The 18,334-nt window shown below is 68.8% G+C and carries 13 protein-coding genes; 3 read left to right on the top strand and 10 right to left on the bottom strand.

What is annotated here, in order from left to right; translation table 11 throughout:
* Position 1 precedes the first annotated feature (1 nt).
* Positions 2-901 (bottom strand): MBL fold metallo-hydrolase, encoded by a 900-nt coding sequence (locus ACIBG6_RS07195; RefSeq protein ID WP_399221556.1) that lies wholly within the window; start codon positions 899-901, stop codon positions 2-4.
* Between the two features lie 431 nt (positions 902-1,332).
* On the opposite strand from ACIBG6_RS07195, the gene ACIBG6_RS07190 reads away from it, so the two are divergent.
* Complete coding sequence (locus ACIBG6_RS07190) at positions 1,333-2,022, top strand: DUF1345 domain-containing protein (protein WP_399221555.1); 690 nt, start codon at positions 1,333-1,335, stop codon at positions 2,020-2,022.
* Between the two features lie 143 nt (positions 2,023-2,165).
* Here the strand turns inward: ACIBG6_RS07190 and ACIBG6_RS07185 are convergent, their stop codons facing one another.
* From ACIBG6_RS07185 to ACIBG6_RS07175, 3 genes are all read right to left on the bottom strand, one after another.
* Positions 2,166-2,474 (bottom strand): hypothetical protein, encoded by a 309-nt coding sequence (locus ACIBG6_RS07185; protein WP_399221554.1) that lies wholly within the window; start codon positions 2,472-2,474, stop codon positions 2,166-2,168.
* Between the two features lie 36 nt (positions 2,475-2,510).
* On the bottom strand, positions 2,511-2,654 hold the full coding sequence (locus ACIBG6_RS07180; RefSeq protein WP_399221553.1) for a DUF6126 family protein: 144 nt from the start codon (positions 2,652-2,654) through the stop codon (positions 2,511-2,513).
* A gap of 108 nt (positions 2,655-2,762) precedes the next feature.
* Complete coding sequence (locus ACIBG6_RS07175) at positions 2,763-3,653, bottom strand: NAD(P)-binding domain-containing protein (RefSeq protein WP_399221552.1); 891 nt, start codon at positions 3,651-3,653, stop codon at positions 2,763-2,765.
* Between the two features lie 290 nt (positions 3,654-3,943).
* Here ACIBG6_RS07175 and ACIBG6_RS07170 point away from each other — a divergent pair, with 290 nt between their 5' ends.
* Positions 3,944-4,564, top strand: a complete 621-nt coding sequence (locus ACIBG6_RS07170) for a TetR/AcrR family transcriptional regulator (protein WP_399221551.1) — start codon at positions 3,944-3,946, stop codon at positions 4,562-4,564.
* 557 nt (positions 4,565-5,121) lie between these two features.
* On the opposite strand, the gene ACIBG6_RS07165 is transcribed toward ACIBG6_RS07170, so the two are convergent.
* Positions 5,122-7,299, bottom strand: coding sequence for a SpoIIE family protein phosphatase (locus ACIBG6_RS07165; protein WP_399221550.1), 2,178 nt, complete (start codon positions 7,297-7,299; stop codon positions 5,122-5,124).
* A gap of 631 nt (positions 7,300-7,930) precedes the next feature.
* Here ACIBG6_RS07165 and ACIBG6_RS07160 point away from each other — a divergent pair.
* Positions 7,931-9,538 carry a cation acetate symporter gene (locus tag ACIBG6_RS07160; protein WP_399221549.1) on the top strand — a complete coding sequence of 536 codons (1,608 nt, stop codon included), beginning with the start codon at positions 7,931-7,933 and terminating at the stop codon, positions 9,536-9,538.
* Positions 9,539-10,103: 565 nt separating this feature from the next.
* Here the strand turns inward: ACIBG6_RS07160 and ACIBG6_RS07155 are convergent.
* The 5 genes from ACIBG6_RS07155 to ACIBG6_RS07135 all read right to left on the bottom strand — a co-directional run bounded on the left by ACIBG6_RS07155 (position 10,104) and on the right by ACIBG6_RS07135 (position 18,310).
* Complete coding sequence (locus ACIBG6_RS07155; protein WP_399221548.1) at positions 10,104-11,450, bottom strand: NAD(P)/FAD-dependent oxidoreductase; 1,347 nt, start codon at positions 11,448-11,450, stop codon at positions 10,104-10,106.
* Positions 11,451-11,592: 142 nt separating this feature from the next.
* Positions 11,593-13,140, bottom strand: coding sequence for a long-chain fatty acid--CoA ligase (locus ACIBG6_RS07150; RefSeq protein WP_399221547.1), 1,548 nt, complete (start codon positions 13,138-13,140; stop codon positions 11,593-11,595).
* 121 nt (positions 13,141-13,261) lie between these two features.
* Complete coding sequence (locus ACIBG6_RS07145; protein ID WP_399221546.1) at positions 13,262-14,725, bottom strand: aldehyde dehydrogenase family protein; 1,464 nt, start codon at positions 14,723-14,725, stop codon at positions 13,262-13,264.
* A 27-nt stretch (positions 14,726-14,752) separates the two neighbouring features.
* The gene (locus ACIBG6_RS07140; RefSeq protein ID WP_399221545.1) at positions 14,753-15,850 is read right to left on the bottom strand and encodes a Zn-dependent alcohol dehydrogenase; all 1,098 of its coding nucleotides are present in this window, start codon (positions 15,848-15,850) and stop codon (positions 14,753-14,755) included.
* Between the two features lie 51 nt (positions 15,851-15,901).
* Positions 15,902-18,310, bottom strand: coding sequence for an AMP-binding protein (locus tag ACIBG6_RS07135; protein ID WP_399221544.1), 2,409 nt, complete (start codon positions 18,308-18,310; stop codon positions 15,902-15,904).
* Positions 18,311-18,334 lie beyond the last annotated feature (24 nt).

Here is an 18,334-nt window from a genome sequence, read left to right as displayed (position 1 = left end):
GTTAGGTGGCGCGGAACCGTCCTGGTTCCACCTCCGAGACCCGGCCCGCGCCGACCAGCCGGCTCAGGTGCTGCACCGCGGTCCGGCGCTCGACCGGCAGCACGTGGGGGCCGTCGACGTCGGAGCGGTAGACCAGTCGGCGATCGGCGATCTCGTCGACGGTCCGGGGTTCGGAGAGGAACGTCAGGAGGGTCGCGTCGCGCTTCGCCATCACGCCGGCGAATGCGTCGAGGCGCTCCGAGAACTCGGCGGTGCCCTCGATCACGCCCCGTTGGTGGGCCGTGCCGTACCAGCGGGCGTCGATCGCCCGGCAGCGCCGCATGGACGCCTCGAAGTCGGTGAGGCTGCTGCCGACGTCCCCGTAATAGGGGCCGAACGACGTCAGGTCGATGTCTGCCACGAAGAGGAAACCGTCCGGCTCGATCAGGAAACCGCAGTGTCCCGCCGTGTGGCCGGGCAGGTGCACGACCGTCACCGTGCGACCGCCGAGGTCAAACACGGTTCCGTCGGTGAACCCCGTCGCGTCGGTGCGGTCCCGGACGTGGAAGTGGTCGCGGAGCATCGTCGCGGTCTGCTCAGTGGCTTCCGGTGGGAGGCCGTAGCTGGCGGCCATCACTCTGCGGGATCGCAGGGCGGCGAGGTCCTTCTCGTGGATACGGACGGGCACCTTGTAGCTGCCGAGACCCGCGACGTGGTCCTCGTGTGCGTGGCTCACGAGGGCCATGTCTGCGGGTGGTGCCGAGTCGACGAGCGACAGGGACGGGTCGATGACTAGCGTCTCGGCGCTGCCGCGTACGAGGACGGAGTTGGCGTACGGGTAGGCACCTCGCTCGGCGCCGATCAGTACGGTGACTCCGCCGAACTCCGCTTCCGTGTATCCCGTCGTGAGCAAAGTGGGCACTCCTTCGTCCGCGAGTGGCGCAGTGATCGGAATGAGCAGGCGACCGCATGGCCGACCGCGTCTCACCGAAGCGGTGGTACGCGTCGCGGTCAGATCGGGGGTGTCGGGGCAATGCCCTGCTTGAGGTTCTTGCCGATCGCCATCGTGGGCAGGGCGGTCCGGAACTCGATCTGGCGAGGGTAGTTGTGGCCCGCTATGGTCACCCGGCACCCGGCACCCGACCATGGGGTCGCGCCTTGCCGAGAGGCGACTCAACCCGCCCCGGCACACCCGGTAAAGCCTGCGGCTTGTTGGTCGGGATCATCGGCCGCCCCAATGGGCAGACGCCCCCACCCAACGACACTCCACTGCGCTGCGTCGACGGAGCGACACGATGCCGTAGCGTCGGGCTCCGACCAGGTCGGCAGCCGCGTTTCCTGAGGAGTTCGTCTGTGTCCGAGAGGCGTAGTCGGAACCAGTGGCTCTCCGAGCGCCGCCGGTCCGTGGTGAGCGGCCTCATCGCTGTGGGCACGGCTGTGCTCCTCCTCGGCCTCGACCGCAGCTGGGCGCGGATGTCGGTGGCGGACGTGTGCGTATCGCTGCTGCTCGCCTACCTCTTCCCCTATCTCCTGATCACGGTGATCGCGTTCTCGACCGCCTCTCCCGAGCGCGTACGCAACTGGGCAGACCGGGAGACACGGGGCACGTGGCTCCAGCGGTACGTGTACGGGACGGCCCCCGGACCGGGAGTCTCCATCTTCATCGCGGCCGCGGCACTCGTGGTGGCGGTGGTGTGGCGGCCTGGGCACATCGGCTCCTCGTTCGAACCGGTCGCTCGGGCGGTTGTTGCCCTCACCTTGGTCGCCGTCGCCTGGATCTGTGTCGCCGTGTCCTTCGCGGTCGCCTTCCAGGCCGACAATCTCGTGGAGGGCGAACGGGCGCTGGAGGTCCCCGGCGAGGAGACCCCGATCTGGAGCGACTACGTCTATTTCGCCTTTTCGGTCATGACGACGTTCGGCACGACCGACGTCACCGTGATGTCCCGGGAGATGCGTCGGACGGTGACGGTCAACGCGTGCATCGCCTTCGTCTTCAACACCGTCACGGTGGCCAGCCTCGTCTCCGCTCTGGACAGCGTCTGACCGACACCACGCCTTGTTCTGGCGGTGCGCCGCGGTCCGGCGGGCAGCCCTGGCCCGGGACCGGATGGGCGAAGTGCCTGGCGACAACGTCCTCGAAACCACGCCGACCAGGAGACCTTCCGGGATTGGCGACGGGCTGTTCCTCAGACCCGCTCCCACCATCCCATTGTCAGAACGATGCCCTTCTTGACCGCACATCCGAACGCATGTCCCCTGAGGGAGAACGAGATTGAGGAAAGTGTCACCGATGTCGCGGTCGCCGTGACGATGGATATGCCGATCTCCCATGACATGAAGAACCCGAGGAGGAGGGTGGGTATGAGCATGATCAGGCTTCCAGCGCTCGCCTCACGGAGAACCCGGCTCCAACTCGCCTTCCGCCACGACCGTGCTCTGCCGGAATATCCCTGAAGGGGGACGTGACGAGTAGAGCCGCAGACGTCGTTGGTCATGAATGTGCTCTCCCGAAGGGCGTAGGGGCCGGGGTGCTACTTCTGCGCGTGCGCGCCCAGGAGGCCCACCGCGGTGAGGAACAGGTAGGTGCCGGTGACGTAGAAAAGCACCCGCAAGGCGACACTCTTGGCCTTCCATCTCTCCTCAGCCCGGTCTGCGTGGTGGTCCTCGCTGTTCACGACGGTTTTCCCTCCCAGGAGCGCGGTTGTCGGAAGCGTTGAAAGGCCAGTGGCCGGCCGCCGCTCCTTCTGCAATTCAGCCGGAGAAATCGTTCTTTGCCAGTGCTGTCAGCTGGTGGGGTCGCCCGTGGCGACCTGCGCGAGGGCGTAGAAGCTCTTCGGGCCGAGTCCCGCAGCCTCGGCCACCTTGAGATTGCCCACGGCGGCCGCCAGTACATTCGCGTGGAAGCCGGCACTCCTCATGCCGTCGACGCAGGTCTCGCCTCCATGGGTGAACACCGAGAGCGTGGCTTGGTCCGTCGTGAAATCGCCGCTGCTGATCGCCGCCACGGCCTCCCCGGCGGCGTGCTTCAACGCCGTGAGGACCTTGTCGGTGGCCTCGTCGAGGACATCGCCCGGAACGCCCTGACTCTGGGCATACGCCACTGCGTCGACATAGGCGGCCAGTGCGGCAACGTACACCCCGCCGACGATCGTGAGGTCGACCGCGCTCGCGGCCTGCACCTGCTCGGAGACGAACCGCATCGCCGGACCGAGCGCCGCGAGCAGCTTCTCGTGCTCCGCCCAGGCCTCGGGGCTCCCCGAGAAGAGGACGTAGCCGCGTTCGGTGCCGATGTCCTGGGGGAAGCAGAGGATCGCGGCGTCCAGGTAGGGGACGTCCTTCTCTGCGGCCCATGAACCGGCCTTCTTCGACTCGCCCGTCGAACTCGTTCCCGTGTTGAGAAGCGTCTTGCCGTTCCAGTCCCCGACGCACTCCAGACTTTGGAGCACGGATTCGTGGGACGGGGCGCAGGTCAGGATCAGACGGGCGGAGGCGACCGCCGTTTCAAGGTCCGCCTCGGCCTTGATTCCCGGCAGCTCGGTGGCCAGGGCCCGAGCGCGTGCCGTGTCCGGGTCGTACGCGGTGACCAGCCAACCGGACTGTGCCAAGGCTCGGGCGATCGACGATCCCATGAGCCCGTTGCCGATCACCGCAACGTCACGCTCGGTGTGGGTCATTCGTGTTCATCTCATTTCTGGACCGGCCCCGTGACGGGTCTGCGGTCGCTTCGTAGCCGCCGAATGGCAGCGAGGGCGAGGACCTGAGGGGCGAGGCTGTGGTGACAGTGGGGCCCGGAGGGGATGTCTCTGTCGGCGACGAGAACTCGAACTCGATTCGACTTTAGGTTTGAGCTCGCGCGCGGTCAAGCAGGGATTGCGGTCGCGGCGTAAGGAGTGGTCCCGCTCCTGTGTGTCGTCGCCCTCTCTGTGAGGGTGATCGGCAGGTGCGGTTGATACGATCTCGAATTGTGTTCGAGAAAAAGTTGACAGGCCAGGCGCCGGCTCGTCCGGCTGTGCAGCGTCGCGGCATGGAGCGGAGGCGGGCCATCCTGGACGCCGCCGAGGAGCTGCTCGGCGAGCAGGGCTATGAGGCGGCCACCCTGAAGGCTGTCAGCGAGCGGGCGGGCATCCCGATCGCCTCCATGTACCACTACTTCTCCGACCGGCATCAGGTCGACGCCGAGCTCTTGCGTCGGCATCTGCAGGAGGTCGAGGAGCTCATCGCCACCGCCTTGGAACACTCCGAGCTGCTCGCGCTGAGAGACGCCGCTGACGTCGTCATCGATCCGATGCGCGACTATTTCCGCACGCATCGCAGCTGTGTCGAGCTGTGGTTCGCGGGGCGCAGCGAGATTGTCAGCGACCTGGTTCGAGAGTTCGACGCGGCGCAGGCTGACCGACTCTGGAGCCTTCTAGTGGAGCGTGGGCTGCTGCCCGCCGACACTCCCCGGCTCGTCCTGCAGCTCGCCTTCGAGGTGGGCAACCGTCTCTTCGACATCGCGTATCGGCAATCGGCGACTGGTGACGACGTCACGATCGACGAAGCGCGCCGCATGGTGACCGCGTACCTCGAGACCTACACCGTCTGATCGGGCGACGCGCGTTGTGCGAGCGAGCCGCGCCGCGTGACGAGGGGCCTGGCGGACGGGTGCTCACGCGGTCAGCGCCCTTGAAGTGCCGCGTGCTGGATCGAGGGACGGGGCGTCAAGCGAATGCGCTCGGCATCCGCCGACGGCATCGCGACGATCGCCTGTCGGCAGGCGCGGTGTCGGCGGGTGACCAGGGCATCGCCATGACCTGACCTCCCAGGTGCGAGGTCGAGGCGATGCCCTGGTCAGGGTCGAGTCGGGGGCGTCCCTGGCGCACCGGCTCGACGACTTGATGGTGCGGTGTACCCATGCGTGCAGTAGGTCATCGCATTCTCCGTCCTGCCGCCGCCTCCGAGCGCGGCGACATCCATGTCGCGGTCCGGTTCGAAGGCTGCTGCAAGACTCGATGTGGAATTGAGTTCGAGTTTAGCTCTCGGTCGGATTCCGTCAAGGTCCCGCCTGTCATGAGTTCCACCGGACATGCTGCCGGCGAGCGTCCTGGACCTCTTGTCCACCGCGCTCACGCGGGCCCTGGGGGATCATTCGTGGGTACGGCGTCAAGTCGCGGCAATATCGAAAAGATCGTCCACGAGCAGGGCCTGTTCCGCCCAGATCACCTTCCCCTCGCGGCCGTGCCGTGTGCCCCAGCGCTTGGCGAACTGCGCGACAAGGAGCAGTCCGCGGCCGCCCTCGTCGTACGTACGGGCGCGTCGTAGGTGCGGGGCGGTGCTGTTGGCGTCGAAGACCTCGCAGGTCAGCGTGGACTGAAGGATCATCCGCAATCGGATCGGGCTCTTGCCGTAGCGGATCGCGTTCGTCACCAGTTCGCTCACGATGAGCTCGGTGGTGAAGGAAAGCTCGTCGAGGCCCCAGGCGTTCAGCGTGTCGGAGGCGAAGCGGCGCGCCCCGGCCACGGCAGCCGGGTCGGAGGGGAGGTCGAGGGTTGCCACGTGGTCCGCGTCGAGCGACATGGTGCGTGCCACCAGGAGGGCGATGTCGTCGACGGGGCGCTGAGGCAACAGCGCGGCGATCAGTCGGTCGCAGACCTCGTCCGGTGACTCGGAGTCCTGGGCGAGGACATCGCGCAGCAGCTCGCGAGCGGTGTCGACGTCGCGTGTACGGCTCTGGATGAGGCCGTCGGTGAACAGGACCAGCAGGCTCCCCTCCGCCAGTTCGAACTGCACGGTCTCGAAGGGGAGTCCCCCCAGGCCCAGCGGAGGGCCGATCGGCATCTCCGGGAACTCGACCGACCGGGAGCCCGAGGTGTCGTCCTCGCTGTCCGGGGGAGTGGCCACGGCCGGCAGGACGTGCCCGGCGCTGGCCAGCGAACACACGCGGGAGACCGGGTCGTAGACCGCGTAAAGGCAGGTGGCACTGGTCTCGCCCGCATCCTCCCCCTCCTCGTGCTGGAGGCGGATGACCACGTCGTCCAGGTGCGTGAGCAGTTCGTCGGGCATCAGATCGATGTCGGCGAAGGCGCGCACCGCCATTCGGAGGCGGCCCATCGTGGCGGCGGCGCGCAGTCCGCGTCCGACGACATCGCCCACGACGAGGGCCACTCGGGCTCCGGACAGCGGGATCACGTCGTACCAGTCGCCGCCCACGCCGGCGCGGGATCCGCTGGGCAGGTAGCGGGAGGCCGCGACGACGGCGGACTGTTCCACCGCGTGCTGCGGCAGCAGGCTCCGCTGGAGGGTGAGCGCGGTGGAACGCTCGTTGGTGTACCGGCGGGCGTTGTCGATGGACACCGCCGCTCTGGCCGCGATCTCCTGAGCGAGGAGGAGATCGTCCTCGTCGAAGGGCGCGCTGCTCCCCGTACGGAAGAACTGGGCGAGGCCCAGTGTCTCCCCACGGGCCAGCAGGGGAAGCAGCATGGCCGAGTGGAACTCGCCGTGCGGTGGGCCTCCGCTTGCGTCGTACGGGGCGTCTGATGCCCCGACGCGGCGTAGAACGGGCGTGCCGGTCGCCAGTGCACGGGCCGGCTCCGATTCCGCCGGGTAGCTGTGTGCCCGTCCGGTCGGTACGGGGAACTCCGTGGTGCCGTCGTCCGGTACGGACCGCTGGGCGACGCGGCGGAGCGGTGACGGCTCCGACGGCGGCGACGCGTCCTCGTCGTCGAGGACGGAGGCGAGGAGGTCTAGGGTGGTGAGGCCGGCGAAGCCGTCGGTGCCGACGTCCACCAGTTCCTGGCAGGTGCGGCCGATGTCGAGCGTGGTTCCGATGCGTCGGCCTGCCTCATTGGTCAGGATGAGCCGCCGCTGCAGTCGGCGGTCGCGTTCCTCCTGGTAGGCCGCGACGATGTGCGCGGAACTGCGGTCTACGTACGCGAAGCCTGCTTCCATCAGTCGTAGTGCCGCGGCGTTGATCAGTTCCGGGTCGTCGGTGAGCGCGGGGACCTCGGCCTGGATCAGCCGGAGCAGGGCAACATGGCCGAGTCGGTAGCCACGCAGGAGCGTGCTGATCGGCACCCCGCTCCGGGCGAACCGCCGGGCGAGCTCCACGGACTGGGGTGACGCCGCGACCTCTGTCGCGTCGAGGCCGTGTTCGAGCACGTCCAGAAACGTGACGACGTGACCGGCCGTCTCCTCGGCGGCGAGGGCCGTGACGTCCTCGTACGTCCAGGGGTCGGGAAGCCTGCTGCGGGTGTACCGCAGCATGGCGTCGACCGACTCGTCCGTCCGCGGCCTGAGCTCCTGAGCCAGACGGCAGAGGAGCGCGTCGACATCGGTGCTCATAACGGCATTGTCCGGAAAGGCGCGGCACCCTGCCACCGGGTGAGGTGGTGGCCAGGGGGCGGGGGAATTTGACGGACCGCGATCAACCATGCGTAAACTCGAAATCGATTCGACATTGGTTTTGATTGTACCGTCAGCCGTGTCTGCCTCTCCAGCACCCCGGCCCAACAGGTCGGCTGCGGGGGCCACCCGGACCAGTAGCGCCCTACGCGGGCCACGGTGGGACCCGGGCCCTCACCCCACCCGCATCCTCGCTGCCCGGAGGCTTCCGTGCGCTTCCCCTTCGTCCAGGCTCCGTCCGGCGGTCCGCCCGCACCGACACGTGACACTGACCCCTACGGTGTCGCGCGGCGCGTCCGGCGAACGTTCCTGGTCGTCAACGCGGTGCCCCTCGCCACAGGCGTCGTACTGTCCTGCTCCACAACCCTTTCCGGGGCCCACGTGTACGGGCGCCTCACGCTCGGCCTCATGTGGGGAATCCTGCAACTCGGTGTCTTCCTCGCTGCCGTGGCGTGGTACGAGGACCGGTCCACGTGGCTGTGCGATCCCGCCGAGCAGCCCCTGGCTTCCGGCCGGCACCACGCCGGTCCTGTGAGCACGTCCTCCACGCGAGAGTCCGGGCGGTGACCCGGTGACGACTCCGCTCCTCCTGAGCTCGGGCGTACTCGACCCTGTCGGCTCGGCCGCCCGGGCCTCCGTGATCAGTGCCTTCCTGGTCTTCATCGGCCTGTGCCTGCTGTGGGTCTTCACCCTCGCGAGCCAGGACGACCGTCCGGAGAAGCTCTACGTCGCCGACCGGTCCCTCTCGCCGGTCTTCAACGGCTTCGCCCTGGCGGGTGAGTTCATCACGGTCGTCGCCCTGTTCGCGATCTCGGGGGCGATCGCCCTCTTCGGCTACGACGGGTTCGCCTCTGCCGTCGACAGCGTCCTCGCACTCGGTGTGCTGCTTCTCTTCGCCCGGAAGATCCGCGCCAGCGGGCACTACACGCTCGGCGGCCTCTTCTCCCTGCGCGCGTCGGGCCAGGGACCGCGCACGGCGGCAGCAGTGGTGACACTCGTCATCACGATCCCCCTGCTCATCGTCCAGCTACGGGCCGCCGGCATCAGCGCGGCCCTCCTGATCGGCATGTCGAGCAACGCGGCCCAGGTGCTCTGCACGGTGCTGATGGGTTGCCTCGTCGCTTGCTTCGCGGGGGTGGCGGACCTGAGGGGCACCAGCTTCGTCCAGGTCGTCAAGGTGCCTGTCACGCTGGTGACGCTCGCGGTGGTCACCCTCCTCGCCCTGCGAAAGTTCTCGTGGAACCCGGGCGCCCTGCTCTCGGCCGCAGTGGAACAGAGCACGGATCCGGACGCGTATCTGCGCCGGGGGCTCTGGGCGCACACGGCGGGCCTCGGCCCCGTGAACACGATCAGCGACCACATCGTCGTCGTCCTCGGCATGGCGATGATGCCCCACCTGATCCTCCGTGTCGCCGCCGCGCGGAACGGGTGGCACGCACGCCGGTCCACGAGCATCGCGGTGGGTCTGACAGGTGCTTTCTACCTCCTCCTGATCACAGTCGGATTCGCGGCGGCGGCCGTGGTCGGCAGCGAGGTGATCGGCGGGGTCGATGCGAACGGTCAGGGGGCCCCGATTTTGCTCGCTTCCGGCGTCCTCGGTCAGGCGTCAACGGCACGCGTGGTCATCATCACCGTCATGGCGTGCGTCGCCTTCCTCGCCGTGCTGACAGCGGTGACCAGCGTGACCTTCGCCGCTGCCGTCTCCCTTACGCGCGACGTCATCGCCAGGAGCGGCCGCCCCCTCACGGACCAAGGCGAGATCCGGGCTCTTCGCTCGGTCGTCGTCGGCCTTTGCCTGGGCGGCCTGGCGCTCTCCGTCGCGGTCCACCACTACCCCGTCGAGTTCCTGGTCACCTTCTCGCTGGGCGTCGCGGCGACGTGCGTCTTCCCCGCGCTGGTCTACTCCTTCTACTGGCCGGGGTTCAACCGCCGAGGGCTGTCGTGGTCGGTCTACGGAGGGCTGTTCCTCTGCACGGTCCTCACGGTCTGCTCGCCCGTGGTCTCCGGTACCGGCTACGCACTGTGGCCGGAAGCGGCGTTCGACTGGTACCCCTTCCATACCCCCGGTCTGTTCTCCGTCCCGGCGGCCTTCCTCCTCGGATGGCTCGGCAGCAGGAGGCCGTCCCGGCGGGCCGAGGGGGACTCTCGACATCCCGGGCACGACCGGGTGGACCGATAGAGAACGGGGGTGATCGGTTCGCCGGCCGTGCCCGTTCTCACGTAAGAGACGGCGGACTGCGGGCGTCGGGTCCGGTCACCTCGGACCGCACCGCCCGCGCCGCCGGCGAGCCGCCGACGCGGGCGGTCGCGGCGCCCCGGCCGAGGCAGCAGGTCCTGACAGCGCCTTCCGCACCGACCCCCGGGACGGCGTGAGGCCACGATCGACGAAGCGCGTCGGCTCGTCACCTTCACCGGGAGACGTGCGCCACCGAGGAAGCGTGCGCTGACACGGCACCGGACTACGCTCCACAGCGCTGCGCCGACGGAGCGGCATGATGCCGTAGCGTCGGGCTTCGACCCGGTCGGCAGCCCGGACCGTGACGTTCAACGTGTGCAGCGCGTGCGTATGACACCGTTACGGCGGACACCAATAGCGGCCGTGCGCGAGACAGACCATGCGACTCGCGGACCACCGCCGCGTCGGCCCCAGCCCGTCGGCGACAGCCGTGCACACATGCCGAAAGGGCCCCGCAGACCGGCCGATGGGAACGGCGGCCCCGGAGCCCCCTCTGCCCATGGCCCGGTCAGTTCATCGGAGCCGAGCCGCGTCGGGCGTTTCGCCGGCTGCCGTTGAACAGGTCGTTGAAGCGGTCGACCGTCCAGATGGTGCGCAGTCCTGCAGCGCCCATCATCAAAGGACGGGGGAAGGCGGGCTTCCTCGCCCAGAGCGTCTTCAGGTCCTCGTGCTGTTCGCCGTCCACGATGAGGTCGGCGATGAGCGAACCGACGTACGGCGCCTGGGCCAGGCCGTGGCCGTTGCAGGCGACCGAGTAGTAGACGCCGTCGCGGGTCTGACCGGCGACCGGGAGCCAGGACGGGGTGATCGCGACCCATCCGCCCCAGGTCCGCGCGGCCGCGACGTCGGCGAGCGCGGGGAAGCGCGTCTCGAAGGCGCGTGCGAGGTCGGCGACGACAGCCTCGTCCGGCTTCCTCGGAGGAAGTGGGTGGTTCTTGCCCCGCTGGAGCCGACGGACACCGAACACGATGGTGTTGCGCGAGGTCAGCCGGTAGTTCTCCATGATGTTGTGCTGGGTCACCACCCCCGACCGGCTGGTCCACCTCAGTGCGGCCAGGCGCGCGGGATCGATCGGCTCGGTCTCCACCTCACTGACCCAGATCGGCACGGAGAGCCGCTTCGGGGCGATGGCCAGCTCGCCGCCGAAGGCGTTCGTCGCGAGCACGACCTTCTTCGCGCGCACCTTGCCCCCGGGTGTCCTGATCACCACGTGATCGCCGTTCGGGGTGACCTCGGTGACGTGCGTCCGCTCGAAAACCCGGGCGCCGGACGTGAGGACGGCGCGGCGGATGCCCAGGCTGAACTTGCCGGGGTTCAGTATCCCGCCGACAGACTCGCGCATGCCGCCGAGGAAGCCGCGGGGGATGCCGAGCTCCGCGCTCGTGCCGAGTTCGACGTCCGCGCCGGCCTTCCGCAGGAGCTTCGTCACACGGCGCACGCGGCCCATCTGGCCACGGGACACAGCGGCGCAGACGTTGCCCGTGGCCTCGTAGTCGCAGTCGATGTCCAGGCGCTCGATCAGCCGCTCCAGGAAGTGCGCGGAGCTCTCGGCGAACCGGACGATGCCGGGAAACCTCCTGGGGTAGAGCATGCTCAGGAGCTGGATGTCGCCCCCCGGAGCGCCTGCCACCTGCCCGGCGCTGCGCGAGGCGGAACCGTGCCCGCAGAACTCGGCCTCCAGCAACACGACGTCCCGGCCGCGCTCGGTCAATCGCAGTGCCGTCGACATGCCCGCCAGGCCACCGCCGATGACCGCGACCTCGCAGGTGACGTCCTCGTTGAGGGGGGACCGGACATTTCCGGGCGGGTCGACCCACCCGCTGAAGGTGGTGTACTCGACGCTGTCCGTCTTCATCTTGCGGCTCCTACTGGGCGGTCAGTGTCACGGCGGTGGACGATGGCCGGCACTTCGCTGTGTGGTCTGCTTCGTGGTCTGTCTTCGGCGATCCCTGCGGAACAGTGCGCGCCGCACTCCGTGGATCCCGCTCGGCTCGGCCTCAGGCCAGCCGGCGCTTGAGGATCTTCCCGGTGGAGGTCATCGGCAGGCTCGACACGAGCTCGACGATGCGGGGGTACTTGTAGGAGGCCATCTGCTCCCTGCCCCAGACGACGAGCTCGTCGGCGGTGATGACGGCGTCCTTCTCGAGGATCACGAAAGCCTTGATCTCCTCGCCGTGGCTGTCGTGCGGCACACCGATGACCGCCGCCAGACTCACCGCGGGATGAGTGAGCAGTACCTCCTCGATCTCGCGGGGGTAGACGTTGTAACCCCCGCGGATGATGAGGTCCTTCGCGCGGTCGACGATGTAGTAGAAGCCGTCCTCGTCGCGTCGTGCGAGGTCTCCGGTGCGGAACCAGCCGTCGCGGATCACCTCGGCCGTCGCCTCTGGGCGGTTGTAGTAGCCCTTCATGACGTTGTGGCCCCTGATCGCGATCTCGCCGACCTCCCCGGTCTGGCTGACCTCCGTCCAGTCCGATCGGATCAGCTTCAGCTCCGCACCCCAGATCGGGACGCCGATCGAGCCCGGCCGGGGTTCGAGCCGGGGGTCGCTGAACGTGGCGACGGGCGACGTCTCGGACAGCCCGTACCCCTCGAGTACGGTGATGCCGAGGCGCTGCTTGACCTGGCTGATGATCTCGACCGGCAGGGCCGCCCCACCGGAGATTCCGATGCGCAGGTTGTCGGCGATCCGGTGGACGTCGATGTCGTCGGTGAGGGCGTTGAGCAGTCCCCACCACATGGTCGGCACACCGGCGAAGAACGTGATGGCCTCGCGACCCATCAGCTCGACGACCTCACGGGCGGCGAAGCGCGGCACGAGGTGCAATGTCGCGGCGACCGAGAACCCCGCGTGCATCTGCACCGTCGCACCGAAGGTGTGGAACAGGGGAAGGCACACCACGTGGCTGTCGGTGGCCGGTTCGTTGCGGAACAGCCGGTTGTTGGCCACCACGTTCATCATCGTGTTCGAGTGGGAGAGTTCGGCCCCCTTGGGCCGGCCCGTCGTTCCCGAGGTGTACAGGATGACCGCCGTGTCGTTCGGCTCCGTGACGACCGACTCGAACACGGTGCTCATGCCGACGAGTGCCCGACCGAGCGTCTCGGTACCGGCGATCGGGCTGGGAGCCTCCGGATCGGCGGTGACGACGAAGAAGTGCTCGACCGTTCCGACCTCTTGGTATCCGGCATGGCCTTCTACGGCCATGGGCAGCTCCGGAGTCCCTTCGAAGCAGAAGTACGCCGTGACGTCCGCGTCGGCCAGATGGTAGGCGATCTCGCGGCCCTTGAGCAGGACGTTGAGCGGCACCACGACCGCACCCGCCTTGAGCACGCCGTAGTAGACGATGGGGAAGTAAGGCAGATTGGGACAGCTGAGGGCGACCTTGTCACCGGGGCGGATGCCCCGGGACACGAGAAGGTTGGCGACCTGGTTCGCCGCCGCGTCGACCTGACGGTAGGTCAACCGGGTCGTACCGAGCACGAGTGCGTCCCGGTCCGGAAACGCGCGGGCGGAGTCTTCGAGGAGTATCGAGAGGTTGAGCATGATGGTTCTCCAGCGGCTCTGGTTTTTGGGCATCGGGCGATCTCAATGGCTGAGTCCAAGGGACGTCACCCCTCAGCCGCTGTGTCCTTCACCCGTATCCCGGACACGACAACGACACGTTTCACAGCGGAAGGTCCGGCGAGTCGACTCCGACCACCCGGTCGCCGCAGAACACGCGCACTGATTCGGCCGGACCGTGACCGCCGATGCCGGCCGGCCCCCAGAAGCTCTGCGCGGAATCGTCGCCGAGGTCGGCGAGCTTCGCGCCGTTGACCCGCACCTCGCCGGACAGCACTCGGGAGCCGACCTCGATGGCACGTTCGGTGTCGCCGCCGAACACGTAGGCGTCGAGTCCCGAGGGGTTGGCGTTCGCGATACGCAGCGCCTCCTCGTCGGAATCGACGGCGTGCAAGGACACGACGGGACCGAACAATTCCGCGGTGGCCTTCGCCGGGTCGGCCCCGGCGGCGACAGCCGGTGAGAGGAAGAACCCGTCGAGCTCGGGCAGCCGGGCCGGCTGGTGGACGCTGGCTCCCAGGGCGCGCAGTCCCTCGATCCGGCTCTGCAGGGTCGCGAAGTGCGGCGCGTTCGAGATCGGGCCGAGCTCGACGCCCTCGTCGAGCGAGTGACCGACCACGACCTTGGAGATGCGCTCGGTGAGCGCTTCGAGCAGCGGCGCCACCAGACTCCTGTGGGCGAGTACCTTGCCCGGTCCCTCGCACCACTGGCCGTTCAGCTTGGTCATGCCCTCGAAGATCCCGTCGGCGGCGACCTCGACATCGGCGTCGTCCAGGACGAGCGCGGGGTTGTTGCCGCCGAGCTCCAACTGAAGGACTTTGAAGTCCTCCGCGGCGGCCCGGGCGATCGCGCGGCCGGCCGCCGGACCACCGGTGAACGCCACGGCCTTGACGCGGGGGTCACCGGTCAGCGCGGCGCCGACGTCGCCGCGGCCGTGCACGAGCTGCAGCGCGCCGTCGGGAAGTCCCGCCTCGACGAAGCACTCGACGATGATCTGCGCGCTGCCCGGGGCGTGTTCCGACGGCTTCAGGATCACCGGGCAGCCCGCCGCGACCGCGCTCACGACCTTCGCCGCGGGGATGAAACTCGGACCGTTCCACGGCGTGAGGATCGCGGCCGGCCCCCACGGGACCTTGTACAGGCGGACATCGCGGCCGCCCGCCGCCAGGGCCCGTACCCGGGGGATGTGCAGCAGGTCCGCTGCCGTCGCCCGGATCCTGGCGGGCAGGAACGCCGCCACCTTCCGGGTGAGGGCGATCGGCACACCGCTGGTCAGGGAGTCGGTGCGGGCGATGTCCCCGACTCGGGTCTCGATGAGCGCGGCCACGCGCTCGAGCATGGCCGCACGCTCCTGGCGGGCCTCGTCGTCCCACCGGCCGACGCCGTACACGCGCTCGGCGTGCCGCAGAGCCCGTTCGACGTCCCCGAAACCGGTCGTGACCATGCGGTGCACCGGTTCCCGGGTATTGGGGTCGGTGTTCCATTCGCCCCGGACCGTCTCGCACTCGCTCCAGGCGTCCGCGATGTAGTTCACCGGCTGGGGAATCGCCGTCTCGCCACTCGACATGTGAGTCACCTCTGCATCCGTTGTTGATCAGGTCTGGAGGTCGACGACGATGCGCGTCACGTCGCCGCTCCGCATCGCCTTGAAGCCCTCGTTGATCTCGCCGAACGGGATCACCTGCGTGACCATCTCGTCGAGCAGCAGCCGCCCCTGCTGGTAGAGGCGCGCGAGCTGGACGATGTCCTGGCGCACCTGACCCGATCCCATGTACGAGCCGATGAGGCGCTTCTCGCCGAAGAAGAAGTCCGACGCCGGCACCGTGAGCTCGGTGCCCTCCGGGGCGATGCCCACCAGGCACGCGGTACCGGTCGCCCGTAGCACCGAGAGCGCCGTGGCAGCGGTGCGCGCCGAGCCGACGGCCTCGAACGAGTAGTCGACACCGTCACCCAGCAGGTTCCGTACCTCAGCGGCGACGTCCTCGACGTCGCCGTTCACGACGTGGGTCGCACCATAGCCGCGCGCTGCCTTGAGTCGTGCCTCGTCGAGGTCGATCGCGACGACGGCCGAGGCCCCCGCCAGCCTGGCTCCCTGGATGATGGCCGACCCGACGCCGCCGCAGCCGATCACCGCGACCGTGCTTCCCGGACGCACCCGGGCGCCGCGGAAGACGGCGCCGACGCCGGTGATGACACAGCACGCCAGGAGACATCCGACGTGCAGCGGCACCGCGTCGTCCAGCTTCACCAGCGCGTTCTCCCGCATGAGGGTGTGCCGCGAGAACGCGCCGATGTCGCCGAGCCGCTCGACCGGCTCGCCGTTCGTCAGCCGGAACGCGGGACGCGGGCGACGACGGACCTCCGCCACGCGCTGACACTGCGTCGACCGGCCGGCCTCGCAGTTGACGCACCGTCCGCACGACGGCGTCAGCGCCCCGACCACGCGGTCGCCGACCCGCAGTCCGGTCACCGCCGAGCCGATCGCCTCGACGACACCGGCCACCTCGTGACCCACCACCACCGGCAGGTCGGTCGGCACCGTGCCGGTCATGTAGTGCAGGTCGCTGTGGCACAGTCCCACGTGCGAGACCGCGACGCGCACCTCGTCCGGCTCGGGACCGTCCACCTGGATCGCGGTCATCTCGAGCGGCTCGTTCACCGCGGTGAGCACCGCGGCCTCTGTGTCGATCACGTCTTCTCCTCTGTCGTTCCTTACGGGAAGGGCCAGACCCCTGTCGCGGAGCTATCCGCGAGCGTCCTTGGCGGTCCAGAAGCCATCGATGCCGGCGCTGAACACCCCGCTCTCCCAGGTCTTCCATGCGGCCTCGTCCTCGCGGGCGAAGGCCTGCTCGATTTCGTCGAGCCCCGGCCGCAGCAGCGCGAGATGAAGCGCCGTCGTGTTGTGTTCGGGCGTCCACTCGATGACCAGGTCGATGGCGCGGTCGACCAGCTCGTCGGGCGCGACGATCTCGTCCAGGAGGCCGATCCGCAGGGCCTCCTCGGCGCCGATCCGCGGCGAGCCGAGGATCATGCGCGTCGCGTGGTTCCGGACGATCCGGGGGAGCAGCAGGCTCGACGCGTTCGAGATCGTGATGCCCCGGCCGTTCTCGGGCTGGTAGTACTCCGTCGCCGGGGTGCCGATCCGCGCGTCGCAGCAGAGGGTGATCTCCGAGGCGCCGCCCACGGCCAGGCCGTTCACCGCCGCGATGACGGGGACCTGTGTCTGAACGATGGCCCGGGTGATGTCGTGGAAGCTCTCGAAGGCCGTGCGGAGCTGCGCGTACGAGGTCGGCACGGACCGGAGGTCCTCGCCCGCGGAGAACGCCCGGCCCTCGCCGGTGAGCACGATTCCGCGCACCTCGTCGCCTGTGCCCGCTTCTCGGACGGCGCTGGCCAGCCGCAGTCGCGTGGCGACGTCCATGGCGTTCAGCTTTTCGGGACGACGCAGGGTGAGTACGGCCACCCCCCTGACGACGTCGATGCCGAGGGAGTCCGCAGGAGTGGTGGGTACGCCGCCGGTCCTGCGTCGGGCGCTCAGGTCGAAGGTGACGCCGGGTTCGGCCGTGGCGCGGGCCTTGAGCGCCGGTTTGGACACGCGCTCGGACGGCGTCCGCGGGAAGTCGGCGACGAACTCGACGTAGCGCGGCACCTTGAAACGGGCGAGCTGCCGGCCGGCGCGGTCGATGAGCCCCGCGGCGGTCGTACGGTCGGCCGACACACCGACGGCCAGTTGGACGAAGGCCTTGACCTCTTCACCGAGGATCTCGTCGGGTTCGGCGACGACGGCGGCGGCCATGACCTCCTCGTCACGTTCGAGAGCGGCCTCGACCTCGGCGCTCGCTATGTTCTCGCCGCCCCGGCGCACCATGTCCTTGATCCGACCGACCAGCTGGAAGCCGCCGTCCGGTCGGCGGACGGCGACATCGCCGGTGTGCAGCCAGCCGTCCCGCAGCACCCGGGCTGTGTCTTCCGGACGGTTCCAGTAGCCGCGCATCATCGGCTTGCCCGAGACGATCAGCTCACCGGGCTCGCCGTCGGGCAGGTCGACTCCCTGCGGATCGACCACCCGGACCCGTTTCGTCGGCACCGGAAGTCCCAGGTTCCCGCTCCCTACGGAGTTCGCGTCATCCACGCAACCGAACAGGTCGACGCCGGACTCGGTCATGCCGTAGATCTCTCGCCACGGCGCTCCCCAGCGTTCCTCCAGCTGCGCGTGGATCCCGACCGGGATGCCCGAACAGAGCACCAAGCGAAGCTGGTTGTCCAGGTCTTCGGGGTTCGGCGGTTGCTTGAAAAGCAACGTCGGCATGGATCCGAGAACGTAGAAGAAGGTCGCTCGATGGCGACGGACATCGGAGAAGAAGCCCGACGCGGAGAACCGGGGGAGCACCACCAGCGGGGCCCCCACCGTCAGGGCGAGCGCGGTGTTCCACTGTGGATCCATGTAGGAGAACGGCTGGGCGGTGAGCAGGACGTCGTCGGCCCCGAGGCCGGTCACAGCGGCGCAGGTCCAGCCCAGCCGCACCCAGTAGTCGTGGGTGAGCATGCACGCCTTGGGGAAGCCGGTGGTGCCCGACGTGTACTGCAGGTTCGCCAAGGTCTCGGCGGTGGGGCGCACCGTCGGAGCGGTCGCCGGGAAGGACGCGGACCCGTCTGCGGCGACGTCGACGATGCGCAGGTCCGCCAGGTCCGTCTCGGCGTCGGTGACTTCCTTCAGGAGACCCGCGCGCCCGTGATCGGTGAACACGACCCGGGCTCCCGAATCCCGCAGGAGATAGGTGAGATCCGCCTGCTTGTACGAGGAGTTGACCGGTACCGCCACAGCGCCGGCCTTCAGCGCGGAGAGCCACACGACCGGCCAGTGCACGATGTTCGGGAGCATGATCGCGACGCGGTCACCGGCCTGGATGCCGTCCACCTCGATCAGCCGGTGCGCCAGCCTGGAGGTCCAGGCTTCGATCTCGGCAAAGGTCCAGGACTCGTCTCCGAACCGGAAAAACTCCTGATCGGGTGATCGCCGCGCACGCTCGGCCAGCAAGGCCGTCAGCGTCGCGGTGGGCGGGTCCTCTCCCATCTGCTCGGGCCCGACGGCCGGCTGCGGGCGGCGAGAGGCCGCGTCTTCCTCTCGCTGCGGTGTTTCCTTCACGACCACGACTGCTTCCTCTGCATGGGACGT

This window comes from Streptomyces sp. NPDC050842, assembly GCF_044456565.1.
Taxonomy (GTDB): Bacteria; Actinomycetota; Actinomycetes; order Streptomycetales; family Streptomycetaceae; genus Streptomyces.
This window is presented reverse-complemented; position numbering and strand designations above follow the sequence as displayed.